The organism is Brevundimonas sp. GW821-FHT12E07, assembly GCF_058807035.1.
Genome location: NZ_JBXAQH010000001.1, coordinates 1,137,856 through 1,154,518 on the forward strand (window position 1 = coordinate 1,137,856; position 16,663 = coordinate 1,154,518).

Genomic DNA, 16,663 nt, shown 5'->3' on the forward strand with positions numbered 1-16,663 from the left:
GCGGTTCTCCGGAATCTACCCCGCCACCTTCGCCGCTGCGGACGCCCCGGTCAAACGGTCCGGAGCGCCTTTACGGCAGTGGACGCCGATTGTTGCTCGCGCTGATCTCCAGCGGCTCGCCGTCGAGGATCAGCCGCACCGAGGTCCCCGCCGGAGCGCCGCGCGGCACGCTCAGCCGCACCGTCTCGGTCTTGGGCAGCAGGTCGTCGGGCGCGGCCAGGGCGCCGAAGCGGGCCGTGGCCAGCACCGCCCCATCGGGGCCTTCCAGCACCACGCGACCGGCCGGGGAGGCGACGGCGCCGAGGCCGTGCACCGTCACCGACAACCGCCCGCCGCGCTTCACCAGATCGTCGGCGCCGATGCCCACATCAGGCCGCGTCGACATCGCCGGACCGGCTTCCGTCATGGCGAACTCGATCACGCTGGCGCCCGGCGGCAGGGTCACCGGCACGGCCTGACCGGGCCCGAAGGCGACGGTCGAGGTCTGGCCCGCATCGGGCCGATCGTCGCCGTTCGCGTCCGCGCCTTGCGTCACCGTCCACGTTCCCGGCGTCACCTCGGCCCCGCCGATCTCGGCCTTCACCGGCGTCGAGGCCATGTTCCAGACCACGACGCGGAAGCCCGTCTGGGCCGGCTCGCGCACCAGCACCGCGACCTTCAGGGCGTCGTCGGGGTTCTCGAACCGCCAGCTGATCCGGTGGCCCGGCACGATGCGGTTGCGCACATGGGCGACCCCGCCCAGACGCGCGCGCTGCAACTGGTCGCTCGGCAGCTCGACCCGGTCGGTCCACCAGTGGTCCTCGGTCTGCATCTTCATGCGGATGGAGGCGAACTGGATGTCGTCGGCATAGAGCCGCTCGAGGAAGCTGCGGTCGCCCGTCTCCGCCGCCGCGATGGTCAGGGCGTCCGACGAGGCGCCGGCCTTCGCCGCCGCCGTGACGTAGCGCTGGTCCAGCTCGGGCCGGCCCAGATCGCGGGCCACGTCGCTGTTGACGCCCGACCAGCCCGGCGACCCCGGCTCGCCCATCGGCGCCAGATATTTGGCGTCGCCGCTCCAGCGGTACGAGGCCCACAGCAGCATGTTCGTCGGGCTCAGCCCCGTGCCGCGATCCGCATCGGTGGTCCAGTTGATGTCGGCGGGCCAGACCGTCACCCCGCCGCCGGTCTTGCCGTGTGCCAGGAAGCCGTCGGCCAGCTCCAGCAGCAGGCCGCGCAGCTTCGGCGAACCATTGTAGTCGACCAGGGCCATCCCCGGATGCAGCACCAGATAGCTCTGCGCCTTGGACCAGTCCCACGGCGTATCGCGCGCGAACTGCGAGCCGGAATAGTAGCTGGAGATGATGTGGCGATGCCCCGCCGCATTGACCTGGGTCAGCTCGTCATAACGCCGCGCCGTGGCCATCAGCCGCTCCAGCGTCCTCGGATCGCCGCGGTTCAGCAGGGCCGACTGGCTGATGGCGTTGATGCCCTCCTCATAGGTGTGCAGCTCGTCGGTCTGGATGGTGCCCAGCCCGTTGGTCCACATGCCGTTGCGATGGCTGGCCTCGATCAGGGCCTCCAGCGAGGCGTTCAGCCGGTCGGGCTCGACGCCCATCAGGGCCGGACCGACCCACTGGTTGGTCAGGTCGGTGTCGTCGGAAATGCCGCCGCCGAACTCGCCGTCCACCTGCCGGTTATCGATCCACCAGTCGATGAATTGCTTGACCAGCTTCAGGTCCTCCGTCTGGCGGAAGGCCCACAGCGGCACGCCGGCGGGGGCGGTCGGTTGCGTAAAGGCAGGCAGGGGCTGGGAGGCGTTCCACTCGCTCCAGTAGGCGCGGCCCTCGACATTCTCCGGATCGACCCGCAGCAGGTCGGTCAGGTCCAGGTAGAACTGGTCGAACAGGCCCAGATCGCGCGTGATCTGCCGCTCCTCGACGAGGAAGCCGTAAGAGTCCTTGATCTGGGCCAGACGGTCGGCGACGTGCTCGGCGCGCGCGGCCTCGCGGGTCTTGAAGATCATCTTCACCCCCATGCCGTCCAGGTCCGAGGCGTGGAAGTCGGGGCTGGAGGCGGCGACGGTGAAATACAGGCTGTCGTCGTCGTCGAGAATGCGGTCGCGAGTGTCGAGGAAGACGGTGCGCGCCTCGCCCGGCTTCACGGCGACATTGACGTCCAGCAGGTCGCGCAGCGGCCATAACGGGTCCTTGACCCGGATGTTCAGCGAGATCAGCCCGTCCGCGCCCGGCGTCGCCTTCAGCGCCGGAACGGTCAGGACGATCCCGTCCAGCCCGCCGGCCTCCTGGAAGCTCAGGGTCGGGACGTTGCGCACCAGCGGCCCGCCCGCGCGCCCGCGCCGGAAGTCGATGGGGATCAGGACGTGGGCGATCGGCCGGTCGCCGCTCAGGGCCGTCTTCCTCGCCGTCGTCGGGGCGCTGGAGGGCAGGGCGGCCAGGGTGTCGCGCTCCTCGACCGGATACCGCCCGGCGATGAAGTCCGACAGTTTGTCCGTCGCCACATAGCTGGGCTCGACGCCCGCGCGCACCGTGTACGAATAGTCGCCGATGCTGTCCGGGATGGCCCCGGCCGTGACGTTGTAGACGCCGATCTCCTGAATGGGCGTTTCCTGGGCGATGTTGGTGAAGCGGACGGCGCCGCCCTCATGGCCCGCGACCCGGGTCGTGGTGCGCTCGGCCCCGCGCGGCCGCTCCGCCAGCGTCTGGGGCGCCGAAGCGTCGACCACCCGGCTGGCGTCGATACGGGCGTCCACCGCCGCGAGGCGACCATAGGCCGCGCCCTGGATCTCGATCTGGTTCCACGGCTCGTCGGGCAGGAACCAGGTCGCCGACTTGCCGCCCATGGAATAGACGTTCCAGTCGGGCAGGGTGAAATAGTCGTTCCGCCCCGCCAGCCGCGAGCGGTTGTAGACGCCCGGCCAGGTCGTCTCGCGCACCCCGTCATTGCCCTTCCACATGCGCTGGGCGATGTCGCGCTGGTCGGTGAACTCGACGCGGCGGATGCGGGTGATCGGATCGGCCAGATAGGGCGCCGGGCCCTGATCGAAGCCGAACCGCTTGTTCCACGCGGCCTGCCAGTCGCTCGCCGGAGCGGGCGCGGCTGCGGCGGCGGGGGCGGGGGCCACCAGCGCGGCGGCCTCGGCCTCGCTCAGGGCGTGGTCATAGACCCTCAGATCGTCATAGTCGGAGCCGCGCGTGAAGCTGTAGCGGCTGTGCACCTGGATCGGGGACACGATGCGTGAGGCGATGCCGAACTGGTCCAGCGCCGCGTCCAGCACCGCCGGGGTCGCCGTCGCCGCGACCTTCTTGCCGTCGACATAGAGGACCACGCCGCCGGTCTCGTCCCAGCTGAAGGCGATGTGCATCCAGTGGTCGGACGCCGGGTTGGCCGGCAGCTCATACGACACTCGCACCCGCGCCAGATTGTTGTCGGTGACGAAGGCGTCGAAGCCGTGGCCGTTCCAGTCGATGCGCAGGAAGGCCATGTCCCAGCTGGAATGGTCGGCATATCCGACGCGGAACAGGACGAAGGGCGTCGGCCCGACCGGGTATCGCGAGCGCCAGTCGAAAGCGACCGTGCCGCGCTGGGCGAAGATATTGCCCGCCGCGCGATAGGCCAGGGCCTGATCGTCCGTGCCCTCGATATATCCGCCCTCGGCCCCGCCGCTCGGCTTCAGGGCCAGTTTGTCGGCGAAGGTCGGCCCGGCCTGACCCGCGGCGTAATCCGCCGTCAGCGAGCTGTCCGCCGTCAGATGGAACAGCAGCCCATCCGGTCGGGGAGTGGTCTGAGCCTGTGCGAGGGAGGTGGCGGCCATGGCGGCGCCGGCGGCAAGGAGGGCGGCGACCGCCCGTTGAACGACAGACATGAAACACTCCCAAAGCCTGCCGCTCTTCGTCGGCCGCGCCCCGGACACTAGCCCTGTCCTGACACCGGTGTCTTCCCTCAATTTGTTTCAGCCGGACAGAATGTCGCAGGGGGGCTCCGACGCTCGACCCGGCGCCCGCCCGACGCAAAAGCCTCGCCGCCTCAGCCGCTTGGCGCGTTCGCGGCCTCCTCGGGCGCCCATCGCTCCGCGCGGCCCTATAATGTCGTCCGCTCCGGTCTTTGACATCGCGATCTCGACATCCTCTTCCGTGCGCGGTCTTGCACCCGGCCTGCACGCGAGTGCAAAGGTGCGATCAGAAAACTCTAGAGGAAAATCAAATATCTGAGGTCGAAACCTCGTGCTCCGCATTCGCCATTGCACTTTTTGCACCCACCTTTTTTCGAGTGCAACACGTGACCCTGGCGAAACCTTCGCCGCACTCCCGCCGCATGTTTTTCCATCCGCGCCCGGCCTCCGCTCCAGGGCGTCGAAGCGGCAACAATGGCGTCCCGCAATCGCCATCCGCCGCCCGGAAACAGGCCCCTCTACTCAGACGCTCGGGGCTTCCAGACCATGCTTTCCAGATTCGCCGCGGCGGTGGCGCTCGCGCCTCTGGTGCTGGCATCGACCGCCGAAGCCCAGGTCACCCTCTCCGGCGACCGCACGGCGCCGGTCCTGACCTCGACGGTCGACAGCGGCTCGGCCGCGGACCTGACGATCTCCGACACCGGCTCCATCGCGGTGACCAGCGGCGTGGCCATGACCGGCGATTCCAGCAACTCCATCACTCTGGAGGACGGTTCGGCCATCACCCTCGAAGACGCCGACAGCGACGTCACCGGCATCCTGCTGCGCGGCGGCTACAGCGGCTTCCTGACCGTCGGCGGCGCCATCACCATCACCGAGGACTACACCGCCGAGGACGACGACGAGGACGGCGACATCGACGGCCCGTTCGCCGAGGGGACCGGCCGCTACGGCATCCGCGTCACCAATGAGGGGACCCGCACAGGCGACATCACCCTGGAGGACGCCGGCTCCATCACCGTCTACGGCAATGAGTCATACGGCCTGTCGCTGGAGAGCGACCTGGTCGGGAACATCGGCCTGTACGGCGCCGTCGCCGTGGTCGGTAACGACAGCTACGGCGTGCGGCTGCAGGGCGCGGTCTCGGGCGACGTCCTCCTGCCGATGGGCTCGATCTCGGTCACCGGCGCCAACGCCGTCGGCCTCTCGGTCGAAGGCGCGGTCAGTGGCCTGCTGGACATCCAGTCCGCCATCACCAGCACCGGCTATCGCTACACCACCAGCCCGACCTCCCTGACCGCCTATGACGCCGACGTGGCGGCCGAGATCAAGCTCTCGGACGACAGCCTCTACCTCGAGGACCTCGACGCCGACGACCTGCTGCAGGGCGGGGCGGCGGTCCAGGTCAAGGCCGACGTCGTAGGCGGCATCCTGCTGGGCACGGCCCCGACCTACCTCGACCCGGACGGCGAGGACGGCGACGACGACAAGGACGGGGTCACCAACGGCAATGAGGACGACGACGGCGACGGCGTGATCAACGCTGATGATGACGACCGCGACGGCGACGGCATCCTCGACGCCAGCGAAGGCACAGCCTCGATCGCCAGCTACGGCGGCGCGCCGGCCCTGCTGATCGGCTCCAGCGTGGCGGACGTCACCATCGGCGCGGTCGGGACCGGCGATGACGCCTGGGGGCTGATCAACAAGGGCTCGGTGGCGGCCTATGGCGTCTATGACGACGTGGCTGCGACCGCGCTCCAGGTCGGCGGCCTGGGCGGCGGGACCACCCTGATCGCGGGCGGCATCCGCAATGACGGGACCATCGTCGGCTCCTCGGTCGGCGCCGACGCCGTCGCCGTCCGCCTCGCCGCCGGAGCGGAGGTCGCCACCCTGGTCAACAACGGCACCATCACCGGCTCGGCGACCACCGAGGACACGGACGTCGCTACCGCCATCCGGATCGATCAGGACGCCATCCTCTCCTCCCTGGTCAACAACGGCCAGATCCTCGGCGTCATCTACGGCGAGGCCGGCGACGCGGTGGCCGTCCGCGACCTATCCGGCACCCTGACCAGCCTCACCAATACCGGGACCATCTCCGGCGCCATCGTCGCGACCGACGCGGTCAACGACACCGACGACGACGACACCGACGCCACCAACGAGACCGTGACCGGGCGCGAGATCGCCATCGACCTGTCGGCCAACACCTCGGGCGTGATCATCACCCAGACCGGCGCCCAGACTGACAACCGCTTCACCGACAGCGACGGTGACGGGGTCTATGACGACGTCGACACGGACGATGACGGCGACGGCGTCCCGGACGATCAGGACACCGACGACAACGACGACGACAACGACGGGGTCTATGACAGCGCCGAGCCCTACATCTACGGGGCCATCCTGCTGGGCTCGGGCGCCGACACGGTCGACATCCAGAACGGCGCGGTCGTGGGCGACATCAGCTTCGGCGACGGAGCGGATACGTTCCTGATGAGCGGCGGCTCCACCTATGTCGGGGCCCTGTCGGACTCCGACGGCCTGCTGGACATCGCCATCGCCGACGCCACCCTGGACGCCCGCCAGACGGAGGCCCTGAACGTCACCTCCCTGACCGTCGGCTCGGGCGGCGAGCTGGTCGCCAACATCGACCCCCTGACCCACACGGCGGGCGGCTTCAATGTCTCGGGCGCGGCCGCCTTCGCCGACGGCTCGATCCTCAGCCTGCACCTGACCTCCCTGATCGATGACCCGGAGCGGTTCACCCTGATCAAGGCGGGCAGCCTGAGCTTCGGCGATGTGGCCGGCAACGACCTGACAGGGACCACGCCCTATATCGTCGTCGCCGGCTTCGGGGCCGACGTCACGGCGGGCGAGGTCTATGTCGATGTGCGCCGCCGGACCCCGTCCGAGATGGCCTTGTCGACCAATGAGACCTCGGCCTATGACGCCTTCTACGCGGCTCTGAGCCGGGACACGGACGTCATGAACGCCTTCCTCGCGCCCACCGACCGCGAGGACTTCATGAACCTCTATGAGCAGACCCTGCCGGACCATTCGGGCGGGACCCTGATGTCCCTGTACAGCGGCGTCGACGCGGTCACCCAGGCCCTGGCCAACCGCAACACCTCCGCCGAGGTCGGCTCGACCAGCGGCTGGATGCAGGAGATCAACTTCTACGCCGACAAGGACAAGACCGGGAGCTACGGCTACCGGACCGAGGGCTTCGCGGTCGCGGGCGGGCTGGAGAAGGTGTCGAAGGTCGGGGCGCTCGGCGTCTCCCTCGCCATGACCTCGTCGGACATCGAGGATCCCGAGTCCGAGGCCGAAGAGGTGCTGTCGGCCAGTCTGATCGAGCTAGGCGCCTACTGGCGGGCGCAAGGCCACGGCTGGACCGGCTGGGCGCGGGCGGCGGCGGGCTACGCCACCTTCAAGTCGACGCGCACCCTCGTCGGCGACGACATCTACCTGTCCAACACGGCGGACTGGAACGGATACACCCTCTCGGCGGCGGCGGGTCTGGCCTATGAGCACCGCTTCGGCCGGCTGAGCCTGAGGCCCGAGCTCTATGCCGAGACCTTCAGCCTGACCGAGGGCTCGCGCACCGAGAGCGGCGGCGGCGACGCCTTCGACCTGATCGTCGAGGGCCGCGACGGCTCGATCTCCAGCGCCACCGCGGCGCTGCGGATCGGCTACGGCTTCGGCCAGGACGGCTTCATCCGGCCCGAGCTCAAGCTCGGCTGGAAGCAGATCCTCGCCTCCGACGGCGGCGAGACCCTGGCCCGCTACGCTTCGGGCGGCTCGGAGTTCAGCCTGGTCAGCGACCTGGTCGAGGGCGGCGGCCCGATCGCAGGCCTCGGCCTGACAGTGGCCAATGAGCTGGGCCTGTTCCGCATCTCGGGCGACGCCCAGCTGCTGGAGGACTATGTCCGCTACAGTTTGCTGCTTCAGGCGACGTTCCGGTTCTGAGCCTCATTCTCGCCGCGTGAGTCCGTGCTAGAGTGCGGCCATGAGCCAGCCCCCATTCCCGCCGAGGCACTACCCCACGTCGCGCGCCAAGTGCGCGGACCTGATCGTGCACATCTCCGGCCTGGCCTTCGCCCTGTTCGGGGGCGGGGTGCTGCTGGGGCTGTCAGTGGCGCGGGGCGATCTGGGGCTGGTGTTCGCGGTCAGCGTCTATGCCGTCGGCATGCTGGCCATGCTGGGCTTCTCGACCGCCTACAACTTCGCCAAGCCGCAGTGGCGGCCGCTGCTGCGCCGGCTGGACCATGCGGGCATCTTCCTGATGATCGCGGGCTCCTACACCCCCTTCACGACCCACAACCTGACCGGCGCCTGGGCCTGGGCCATGACGGGCGCCGTCTGGGGCCTCGCGACGCTCGGCGCTCTGGGCAAGCTGTTCCTGCCCGGCGTGGGCAAGAAGCTCTGGGTCGCGATCTATGTCGCCCTGAGCTGGCTGGTGGTGATCGCCTTCAAGCCCATGGTGGCCCACGGCTCATGGATCGCCCTGCTGCTGCTGGCGATCGGCGGCGCCCTCTATATGAGCGGCGCGGTCTTCTATGTGCGCAAGAAGCTGGGCTGGTTCCGGGCCATCTGGCACGGCCATGTGGTCGCCGCGGCCAGCGTGCACTGGGCCGCGGTCCTCGTGGGCGTGGTGTTGGCCACCAGCCACTAGGACCTGACGGTCAGGCCTCTTCGGGCCAGTAGAGCCGCATCGGATTGTCGACCAGCAGCCTGCGCTGAAGCTCCGGCGTCACGGCGATGCGCGGGATGACGTCGACCAGATGGCCGTCGTCGGGGACGTTGTCCTGCATGTTCGGATGCGGCCAGTCGGTGCCCCACAGAACCCGGTCCGGATAGCGTTCGACGATCGGGCGCACGACCTCGACGAAGTCGTCCCACGGGTCGCCCTGTGCGGACAGGCGGTCGGGGCAGGTGACCTTGGTCCAGATGTCGTCGCGGCTGTCCATCAGGGCCTTGAAGGCGGTGATCTCCGCGCCGTCCGGCCCCTGAGACATCGAAGGCCGGCCCATGTGATCGATGACGATCGGCGTCGGGATGGCGGCGAGGAACGGCAGCATCTCGTCCAGGATGTCGGCCTCGAAGTAGATGACGACGTGCCAGCCAAGCGCCTGGATGCGATGGGCGACCTCAAGGAACCTGTCCTTGGGCGCGTCGTCCACGAGGCGTTTGAGGAAGTTGAAGCGGACGCCGCGGATGCCGCCGTCATGCAGGGCCTTCAGCTCCGCGTCGGTGATGGCCGGATCGACGACGGCGACGCCGCGCGCCAGACCGTCCGACTTCACGATGGCGTCCAGGGTGGCGGCGTTGTCCGTGCCGTGACAGCTGGCCTGGACGATGACGTTGCGGGCGAAGCCGAGGTGGTCGCGCAGGGCGAACAGCATGTCCGGACCGGCGTCCTCGGGCAGGTATTTGGCCTTGGCGCTGAACGGGAACTCGGCCATCGGTCCGAAGACGTGGCAGTGGGCGTCGACCGCGCCGGGCGGCGGGGTGAAGCGCGGCTTCGACGGCGCCGGATGCCAGCTGACGATGCGCTCGACGGTGTCGGTGGTCATGTGAAGACGGTCCCATCCATCAGCTTGCGGGCGGTGCGGAGCATGGCGGCGCTGACGACGGCGCCGCTGTCGTCCAGTTCCATGACACAGGTCGTCTCGCCTGTCGGGTGTTCGACCGACAGGGTCTTGCGGCGGCCGTCGGGGACGACGGCGACCTCGGCGGCGGGCGAGCCCTCCAGCAGGCAGGCGGTGGCCAGGCTGACGGCGGCAAGAACCCCGACCGAGGCGTGGGCGCGATGGGGGATGAAGCTGCGCACGGTGATCGCGCCACCGTCGCGGGGCGGGGCGACCAGCAGCATCTTGGGCACCGACTTGTCGGCGACGTCGCCCAGATTCATCATCGGTCCGACGATCAGACGGATGGCCTCGATCCGGGCCTTCAGCGCTTCGTCGGCGTCGAGTTCCTCACGGGTCTCATAGCCGGTCGCCCCGACGTCGGCGGCCTTGATGACGACGCAGGGCATGCCGTTGTCGATCAGGGTCAGGCGCACGCCGTTGACCTCATCCACCGCGCGTCCGGTGGGCAGCAGGGCGCCGCAGCTGGATCCGGCCGTGTCGCGAAACTCCAGCGGCACGGGGGCGGCGGTTCCGGGCACGCCGTCGATCCGGGCCTCGCCGGCATAGTCGACCAGGCCGCCCGGCGTCTGGATCGTCGCTACGGCGGTCTGGCCGGTGTTGACCATGAAGATGACGACGCGGGTCTCATCCCCCGTCGCCGCGACCAGGCCGCGCTCGATCGCGAAGGGGCCGACGCCGGCGAGGATGTTGCCGCAGTTCTGTTTGTCCGTGACGATGGCCTGATCGACGAAGACCTGCAGGAACAGATAGTCGACGTCGACGCCCTCGTGCTCTGACTTCGACACTACCGCAACCTTGGAGGTCAGGGGATCGGCGCCGCCCATGCCGTCGATCTGGCGCGGATCGGGCGAGCCCATGACGCGCAGCAGGAAGGCGTCGCGCTCGGCGATGTCGACGGGCAGGTCGCCAGCAAGGAAGTACCCGCCCTTTGAGGTGCCCCCGCGCATCCACATCACCGGAGCGGCGCTAGACATACTTCAGGCCCATCTGCTCCAGCTTGCCGCGCATGTCGTAGATGTCGAGGCCCAGTTCGCCGGCGGCGAGGCGGGCGCGTTTGGCCTCCTCCAGCGCCTCGCGGGCCCGGGCCTTCTCCAGCACGGCTTCGGCCTGCGCGCGGGGGACGACGCAGACGCCGTCGTCGTCGGCGATGACCACGTCGCCGGGATGGATCAGGGCGCCGGCGCAGACGATCGGCACATTGACCGAGCCGAGGGTGGCCTTGACGGTCCCTTGCGCATGGATCGCCTTGGACCAGACGGGGAAGTTCATCTGGGTCAGGTCGCGGACGTCGCGCACCCCGGCGTCAATGATCAGGCCGCGGCAGCCGCGCGCCTGGGCCGAGGTGGCCAGGAGGTCGCCGAAATAGCCGTCGGTGGAGGGGCTGGTGGGGGCGAGTACGAGCACGTCGCCTTCGCGAAGCTGTTCGATGGCGACGTGGATCATCCAGTTGTCGCCGGGCGGGGCCGAGATGGTCACGGCCGATCCGGCGATCCGGGCGCCGGGATAGATGGGGCGCATGTGCGGGGCCAGCAGGCCGGTCCGGCCTTGCGCCTCGTGCACGGTGGCGACGCCGCAGGCGGCGAGGCCGTCGAGGGTCGAAAGGCTCGCGCGCTCGATCGAGGTGACGACGATGCCGGACATGTTGGACCCTCAGCGTGGCGGTTCGACGGTATTGCGAGCGATGCCGGGCGGGCGCCAATGGGAAAACTGGCGTCCCTATTAGCCTGTGCTAAGTTTGGGTGGTGAAGCCGTTCGATCTCAATATCCGTCACCTGCGCGCCGTGGCCGCCGTCGTGGACACCGGCAGCATCAGCGCGGCCGCGCGGGTGGTGAACCTGACCCAGCCCGCCATCACCCAGGGGATCGCCAAGCTGGAGCGGCAGATCAACCTGCCGCTGTTCGAGCGGCGGCCCGGCGGGATGGTCCCGACGGCGGCGGCCGAACTGCTGGCGCCGCGCGTCATGGCCGCGATCCGGCTGATGGACAGCCGCCATGCGACGGCGGCCCAGGTCAGCGCCTTCCTGGCCCTGGCGCGGTGCGGCTCCTATGCGGCGGCGGCGGTGGAGACGGGGCTGTCGGAGCCGTCCCTGCATCGGGCGGTCGGCGATCTGTCGCTGGCGGTGGGCCACATCCTGGTCGAGCGGCGCGGGAAGGGGGTGGCCCTGACACCCCGGGGCATAGGGGTGGCGCGACGCTTCCGGCTGGGCGAGAGCGAGTTGAGGTCGGCCCTGTTCGAACTGGCCCTGCTGGAGGGGCGTGAGGTCGGACGGATCACGGTCGGGGCCATGCCCCTGTCGCGCGCCCGCCTGCTGCCCGCCGCCGTCACGGCGTTTCACGCGCTTCACGGCGACATCAGCGTGGGCATCGTCGAGGGGTCGCATGCCGAACTGGTCGGCCCCCTGCGTGACGGGGAGATCGATCTGATGGTCGGCGCCCTGCGGCCCAAGTCCACCGACGACAGCATCATCCAGACGCCCCTGTTTGAGGACCGGCCGGTGATCCTGGCGCGGGCGGGGCATCCGTTGGCTGGCGGCAAGGGGTCGATCACGCCGGACGCCATGACGGCCTATCCCTGGATCACCCCGGCCGAAGGCACACCGCTGCGGGCCCAGTGGCAGGCGATGTTCGCGGCAGCGGGGGCCGTGGCGCCCTCGGTGCCGATCGAATGCGGATCGGTCATCATGGTGCGGCAGATGCTGCTGCACAGCGACTTCCTGACCCTGTTGTCGCCCGATCAGGTGGCGGTGGAGCTGGAGGCGGGCTGGCTGGTCAAGGTCGCCGACGCCCCCGGCGACGTCAGCCGGATTATCGGGGTGACCACCCGCGCCGACTGGCGGCCGACAGCCTTGCAGCGGCGGTTCCTGGGCGTGCTCAAGGAACAGGCGGAACTCATCGCCGCCGACCCATAGTTCGTATTTGCTGATAGGTCGGCGGACATTCCGATTGGCCGGGATCGGCGGGCTTGCCTAAGCCGGATCGCATGACGGACACCTCCGACATCATCGCCGTGATCGGCTTCGGCGAGGCGGGCCAGACCTTTGCCTCGGCGGGTGGCTGGGCCGCGCGGGCCCGAGCTTATGATCGGCTGACCGAGGCCGCTTCGACGCGCGAGGCCAAGCGGGCCGACTATGCGGCGGCGGGGGTCCGGGGCTGCGACACGGCGGCGGAAGCCGTCGCCGGGGCCGGAGCGGCAGTCTCCCTCGTCACCGCCGATCAGGCCCTGGCGGTCGCGACGGAGGCGGCGCGGTCGATCGCGCCGGGCGCCCTCTATCTGGATCTGAACAGCGTGGCGCCCGAAACCAAGCGGTCGGCGGCGCGGGCCGTCGAGGCGGCCGGCGGCCACTATGTCGACGTCGCGGTGATGTCGCCGGTCCAGCCCGCGGCCCTGGCCTCGCCCCTGCTGCTCAGCGGGGCGAAGGCGGATGAGGCCGAGGCCCTGCTGGCGTCGCTGGGCTTCAGCAAGATCCGGGTGGTCGGGTCGCTGGTCGGGCGCGCCTCGTCGATCAAGATGATCCGCTCGGTCATGATCAAGGGTCTGGAGGCCCTGAGCGCCGAATGCGTGCTGGCCGCCAGCGAGGCGGGAGTGCTGGACGAGGTCGTGGCCTCGCTGGACGCCAGCTGGCCGGGAGCCGACTGGGGCAAACGCGCCGACTACAACCTCGACCGGATGATGGTCCACGGCCTGCGCCGCTCCGCCGAAATGGAGGAGGTGGTGCGAACGTTGGAGGACCTGGGCGTCGGCGCGGAGATGAGCCGGGGCACGGTGGCGCGCCAGGCGGCCGTCGGGGCTCTGGGCCTGAAGACGCCGCCGCAAGGGCTGATCGCCAAGATCGCCGCCCTGCTGCAGAAGAGGGCCAGGGCCGCATGACGCTGATCATCGATTGCCACGGCCATTATACGACCGCGCCCGAGGCCCACACGGCGTGGCGCGAGGCGCAGGTAGCCGCGTTTAAGGCTGGACAGCCGGCGCCCGCCTATCCTGAAATCTCCGACGCCGAGATCCGCGAGACCATCGAGCAGAACCAGCTCAAGCTTCTGCGCGAGCGCGGCGCCGACCTGACCATCTTCTCGCCGCGCGCCTCGACCATGGCGCCGCACGTCGGGGACGAGGCGGTCAGTCTGGAGTGGGCGCGGCGCTGCAACGATCTGATCGCGCGGGTGGTGGGCCTCTACCCCGAGACCTTCGCCGGGGTCTGTATGCTGCCCCAGTCGCCCAGGGCCGACCTGACCGGCTCGATCGCCGAGCTGGAGCGGTGCGTCAACGAGCTGGGCTTCGTAGGCTGCAACCTGAACCCCGATCCGGGCGGCGGCCATTTCCAGCACCCGCCCCTGACCGACCGCTACTGGTATCCGTTCTTCGAGACGATGGTGGCGCTGGACGTGCCGGCGATGATCCACGTCTCGGGCAGCTGCAACCCCGCCCTGCACGCCACGGGCGCCTATTACATCGCCGCCGACACCGTCGCCTTCATGCAGCTGATCGAGGGTGACCTGTTCAGGGACTTCCCGACGCTGAGGCTGATCATCCCGCACGGCGGCGGGGCCGTGCCCTATCACTGGGGGCGCTATCGGGGGCTGGCCGACATGCTGAAGAAGCCCGAGCTGGACGGGCATCTGATGAACAACGTCTTCTTCGACACCTGCGTCTATCACCAGCCCGGCGTCGACCTGCTGGCCGAGGTGATCGAGACCAAGAACATCCTGTTCGGCTCGGAAATGGTCGGCGCCGTGCGCGGCATCGACCCGCGCACCGGCCAGTATTTCGACGACACCAAACGCTATGTCGATGCGCTCGACATCTCGGCCGAACGCAAGCACGCGATCTTCGAGGGCAATGCGCGCCGCGTCTTCCCGCGTCTGGATGCTATCCTGAAGGGGCAGGGCCGATGAGCGAGAGCCAGCCGTCGAAGCAGGACATCCACGCCTATCTGGCGGAGCTGGAGGACATCCCCGGCACCCGGGTGTTCACGGCCGCTCGCGCGCGCAAGGGCTACTGGCTGAACCAGTTCTGCATGACCCTGATGAAGGCCGACAACCGCGAGCGGTTCCGGGCCGACGAGCGCGCCTATCTGGACGAATGGCCGATGACCGAGGCCCAGAAACAGGCGGTGCTCAAGCGCGACTACAACGCCGCCCTCGACGAAGGCGGCAACATCTACTTCCTGGCCAAGGTCTTCTTCACCGACGAGATCAGCTTCCTGCAGGCCGTGGGGACCATGACCGGGATGAGCCCGGCCGACTATCAGGCGATGATGCTGGCGGGCGGGCGCTCGCCCGTCGGCCTGCGCTCCAAGAAGGATCCCTACTGATGGCCCGGATCACCGCCGGCGTCGCGTCCAGCCACATCCCGGCCCTGGGCGCGAGCATCGACCTCGGCAAGACCGGCGAGCCCTATTGGGCGTCCTGCTTCGCTGGCTTCGACTGGACCCGCGCCTGGGAAGAGGCCCAGAAGCCGGACGTGGTGATCCTGGTTTTCAACGACCACGCCTCGGCGTTCGACATGAACATCATCCCGACCTTCGCGATCGGCTGCGGCGAGCGCTACGCCTCGGCCGACGAGGGCTGGGGGCCGCGCCCGGTGCCCGACGTCATCGGCGATCCGGACCTGGCCTGGCACATCGCCCAGAGCTGCATCCTGGACGAGTTCGACATGACCATCGTCAACACCATGGACGTGGACCATGGCCTGACGGTGCCGCTGAGCCTGATGTTCGGACAGCCGGAGGCGTGGCCCTGCAAGGTGGTGCCGCTGGCGGTCAATGTGGTCACCTATCCGCCGCCGACGGGCAATCGCTGCTACGCTCTGGGCGAGGCCATCGCCCGCGCCGTGGCGTCGTATCCCGAGGACCTGAACGTCCAGATCTGGGGCACGGGCGGGATGAGCCATCAGCTGCAGGGACCGCGCGCCGGCCTGATCAACGCCGAGTGGGATCAGCGCTTCCTCGACGACCTAACCGCCGATCCGCAGCGCCTGCGCCACATCCCGCACATCGAATACCTGCGCGAGACCGGGTCGGAAGGCATCGAGCTGGTCATGTGGCTGATCATGCGCGGGGCGCTGGGCAAGGGCGTCAAGGAACTGCACCGGCACTACCATGTGCCCGCGTCGAACACCGCGGTCGGGCACATCGTGCTCGAACCGACCGACTGACTTTCGGAGACCTCCCCATGAAGATCGCACTCGCCGGCGCCGGCGCCTTCGGTGAAAAGCACCTGGACGGGCTGAAGCTGATCGACGGCGTCGAGGTCGTCAGCCTGGTCAGCCGGAATCTGGACGCCACCCGGGCCGTCGCGGACAAATACGGCATCGGCCACGCCACGACGGAACTGTCCGAGGCCCTGGCCCTGCAGGACGTCGATGCGGTGATCCTGTGCACCCCGACCCAGATGCACGCCGCCCAGGCCATCCAGTGCATGGAGGCCGGCAAACATGTGCAGGTCGAGATCCCGTTGGCCGACAGTCTGGCAGACGCGGAAGCCGTGCTGGCCAAACAGCAGGAGACGGGTCTGGTCTGCATGGTCGGCCATACCCGGCGCTTCAATCCGAGCCACCAGTTCATTCACAACAAGATCCGGGCGGGCGAACTGAACCTCCAGCAGATGGACGTCCAGACCTATTTCTTCCGGCGCAAGAACATCAACGCCAAGGGCGAGCCGCGCAGCTGGACCGACCACCTCCTGTGGCACCACGCGGCCCATACGGTGGACCTGTTCGCGTACCAGTGCGGACCGATCGTCAAGGCCAACGCCATCGAGGGGCCGATCCATCCCGAGCTCGGCATCGCCATGGACATGTCGATCCAGCTGAAGAGCGAAAGCGGGGCGATCTGCACCCTGTCGCTGTCGTTCAACAACGACGGGCCGCTGGGGACCTTCTTCCGCTACATCGGCGACAACGGCACCTGGATCGCGCGCTACGACGATCTGGTCACCGGCCGCGAGGAGCCGGTCGATGTGTCGAAGGTCGACGTCTCGATGAACGGCATCGAGCTGCAGGATCGGGAGTTCATCGCCGCCATCCGCGAGGGGCGCGAGCCGAACAGTTCGGTGGCCCAGGTCCTGCCCTGCTACCGGGTGCTGGACCAGCTGGAACGGCAGCTGAAGGCCTGATTGG

12 protein-coding genes are annotated in these 16,663 nt (G+C 69.0%); 8 read left to right on the forward strand and 4 right to left on the reverse strand.

All coding sequences use genetic code 11. From position 1 onward, the window contains the following. Positions 1–70: 70 nt before the first annotated feature. Positions 71–3,862 (reverse strand): LamG-like jellyroll fold domain-containing protein, encoded by a 3,792-nt coding sequence (locus tag AC1ROD_RS05470; RefSeq protein ID WP_492947238.1) that lies wholly within the window; start codon positions 3,860–3,862, stop codon positions 71–73. Between the two features lie 573 nt (positions 3,863–4,435). On the opposite strand from AC1ROD_RS05470, the gene AC1ROD_RS05475 reads away from it, so the two are divergent. Together AC1ROD_RS05475 and trhA are read left to right on the forward strand one after the other, a co-directional pair. Continuing rightward, the gene (locus tag AC1ROD_RS05475; RefSeq protein ID WP_492947239.1) at positions 4,436–7,864 is read left to right on the forward strand and encodes an autotransporter outer membrane beta-barrel domain-containing protein; all 3,429 of its coding nucleotides are present in this window, start codon (positions 4,436–4,438) and stop codon (positions 7,862–7,864) included. Between the two features lie 40 nt (positions 7,865–7,904). Then, positions 7,905–8,570, forward strand: a complete 666-nt coding sequence (gene trhA, locus AC1ROD_RS05480; RefSeq protein ID WP_492947240.1) for a PAQR family membrane homeostasis protein TrhA — start codon at positions 7,905–7,907, stop codon at positions 8,568–8,570. A 10-nt stretch (positions 8,571–8,580) separates the two neighbouring features. On the opposite strand, the gene AC1ROD_RS05485 is transcribed toward trhA, so the two are convergent. From AC1ROD_RS05485 to ligK, 3 genes are read right to left on the reverse strand one after another with little or no spacing between them, the layout of a single operon-like run. Then, positions 8,581–9,471: an amidohydrolase family protein gene (locus AC1ROD_RS05485; RefSeq protein ID WP_492947241.1), complete on the reverse strand. Its 891-nt coding sequence runs from the start codon at positions 9,469–9,471 to the stop codon at positions 8,581–8,583. After that, complete coding sequence (locus AC1ROD_RS05490) at positions 9,468–10,523, reverse strand: 4-oxalomesaconate tautomerase (protein WP_492947242.1); 1,056 nt, start codon at positions 10,521–10,523, stop codon at positions 9,468–9,470. The genes AC1ROD_RS05485 and AC1ROD_RS05490 overlap by 4 nt, the downstream gene beginning before the upstream one ends. After that, positions 10,516–11,190 carry a 4-carboxy-4-hydroxy-2-oxoadipate aldolase/oxaloacetate decarboxylase gene (ligK, locus tag AC1ROD_RS05495; RefSeq protein ID WP_492947243.1) on the reverse strand — a complete coding sequence of 225 codons (675 nt, stop codon included), beginning with the start codon at positions 11,188–11,190 and terminating at the stop codon, positions 10,516–10,518. The genes AC1ROD_RS05490 and ligK overlap by 8 nt, the downstream gene beginning before the upstream one ends. Before the next feature lie 101 nt (positions 11,191–11,291). Between ligK and AC1ROD_RS05500 the strand changes: the two genes are divergently transcribed. From AC1ROD_RS05500 to AC1ROD_RS05525, 6 genes are all read left to right on the forward strand, one after another. Beyond that, on the forward strand, positions 11,292–12,458 hold the full coding sequence (locus tag AC1ROD_RS05500) for a LysR family transcriptional regulator (protein WP_492947244.1): 1,167 nt from the start codon (positions 11,292–11,294) through the stop codon (positions 12,456–12,458). Positions 12,459–12,529: 71 nt separating this feature from the next. Further along, positions 12,530–13,417, forward strand: coding sequence for an NAD(P)-dependent oxidoreductase (locus AC1ROD_RS05505; protein ID WP_492947245.1), 888 nt, complete (start codon positions 12,530–12,532; stop codon positions 13,415–13,417). Further along, a complete protein-coding gene (locus tag AC1ROD_RS05510) occupies positions 13,414–14,439 on the forward strand; it encodes an amidohydrolase family protein (protein WP_492947246.1) in 1,026 nt (341 codons plus the stop codon). The genes AC1ROD_RS05505 and AC1ROD_RS05510 overlap by 4 nt, the downstream gene beginning before the upstream one ends. Continuing rightward, positions 14,436–14,858, forward strand: a complete 423-nt coding sequence (gene ligA, locus AC1ROD_RS05515) for a protocatechuate 4,5-dioxygenase subunit alpha (RefSeq protein WP_492947247.1) — start codon at positions 14,436–14,438, stop codon at positions 14,856–14,858. Before AC1ROD_RS05510 ends, ligA begins: the two co-directional genes overlap by 4 nt. Further along, positions 14,858–15,700 (forward strand): class III extradiol dioxygenase subunit beta, encoded by an 843-nt coding sequence (locus AC1ROD_RS05520; protein ID WP_492947248.1) that lies wholly within the window; start codon positions 14,858–14,860, stop codon positions 15,698–15,700. The genes ligA and AC1ROD_RS05520 overlap by 1 nt, the downstream gene beginning before the upstream one ends. Before the next feature lie 17 nt (positions 15,701–15,717). Beyond that, positions 15,718–16,659, forward strand: a complete 942-nt coding sequence (locus tag AC1ROD_RS05525) for a Gfo/Idh/MocA family oxidoreductase (RefSeq protein WP_492947249.1) — start codon at positions 15,718–15,720, stop codon at positions 16,657–16,659. The last annotated feature ends 4 nt before the right edge of the window (positions 16,660–16,663 follow it).

Bases quoted from the DNA above. Each gene is read 5' to 3' on its own strand.
- AC1ROD_RS05510 (WP_492947246.1), top strand. From the start codon at position 13,414: ATGACGCTGATCATCGATTGCCACGGCCATTATACGACCGCGCCCGAG.
- AC1ROD_RS05525 (WP_492947249.1), top strand. From the start codon at position 15,718: ATGAAGATCGCACTCGCCGGCGCCGGCGCCTTCGGTGAAAAGCACCTG.
- ligA (WP_492947247.1), top strand. From the start codon at position 14,436: ATGAGCGAGAGCCAGCCGTCGAAGCAGGACATCCACGCCTATCTGGCG.
- AC1ROD_RS05485 (WP_492947241.1), bottom strand. From the start codon at position 9,471: ATGACCACCGACACCGTCGAGCGCATCGTCAGCTGGCATCCGGCGCCG.
- AC1ROD_RS05475 (WP_492947239.1), top strand. From the start codon at position 4,436: ATGCTTTCCAGATTCGCCGCGGCGGTGGCGCTCGCGCCTCTGGTGCTG.
- AC1ROD_RS05490 (WP_492947242.1), bottom strand. From the start codon at position 10,523: ATGTCTAGCGCCGCTCCGGTGATGTGGATGCGCGGGGGCACCTCAAAG.
- AC1ROD_RS05470 (WP_492947238.1), bottom strand. From the start codon at position 3,862: ATGTCTGTCGTTCAACGGGCGGTCGCCGCCCTCCTTGCCGCCGGCGCC.
- trhA (WP_492947240.1), top strand. From the start codon at position 7,905: ATGAGCCAGCCCCCATTCCCGCCGAGGCACTACCCCACGTCGCGCGCC.
- AC1ROD_RS05520 (WP_492947248.1), top strand. From the start codon at position 14,858: ATGGCCCGGATCACCGCCGGCGTCGCGTCCAGCCACATCCCGGCCCTG.
- ligK (WP_492947243.1), bottom strand. From the start codon at position 11,190: ATGTCCGGCATCGTCGTCACCTCGATCGAGCGCGCGAGCCTTTCGACC.
- AC1ROD_RS05505 (WP_492947245.1), top strand. From the start codon at position 12,530: ATGACGGACACCTCCGACATCATCGCCGTGATCGGCTTCGGCGAGGCG.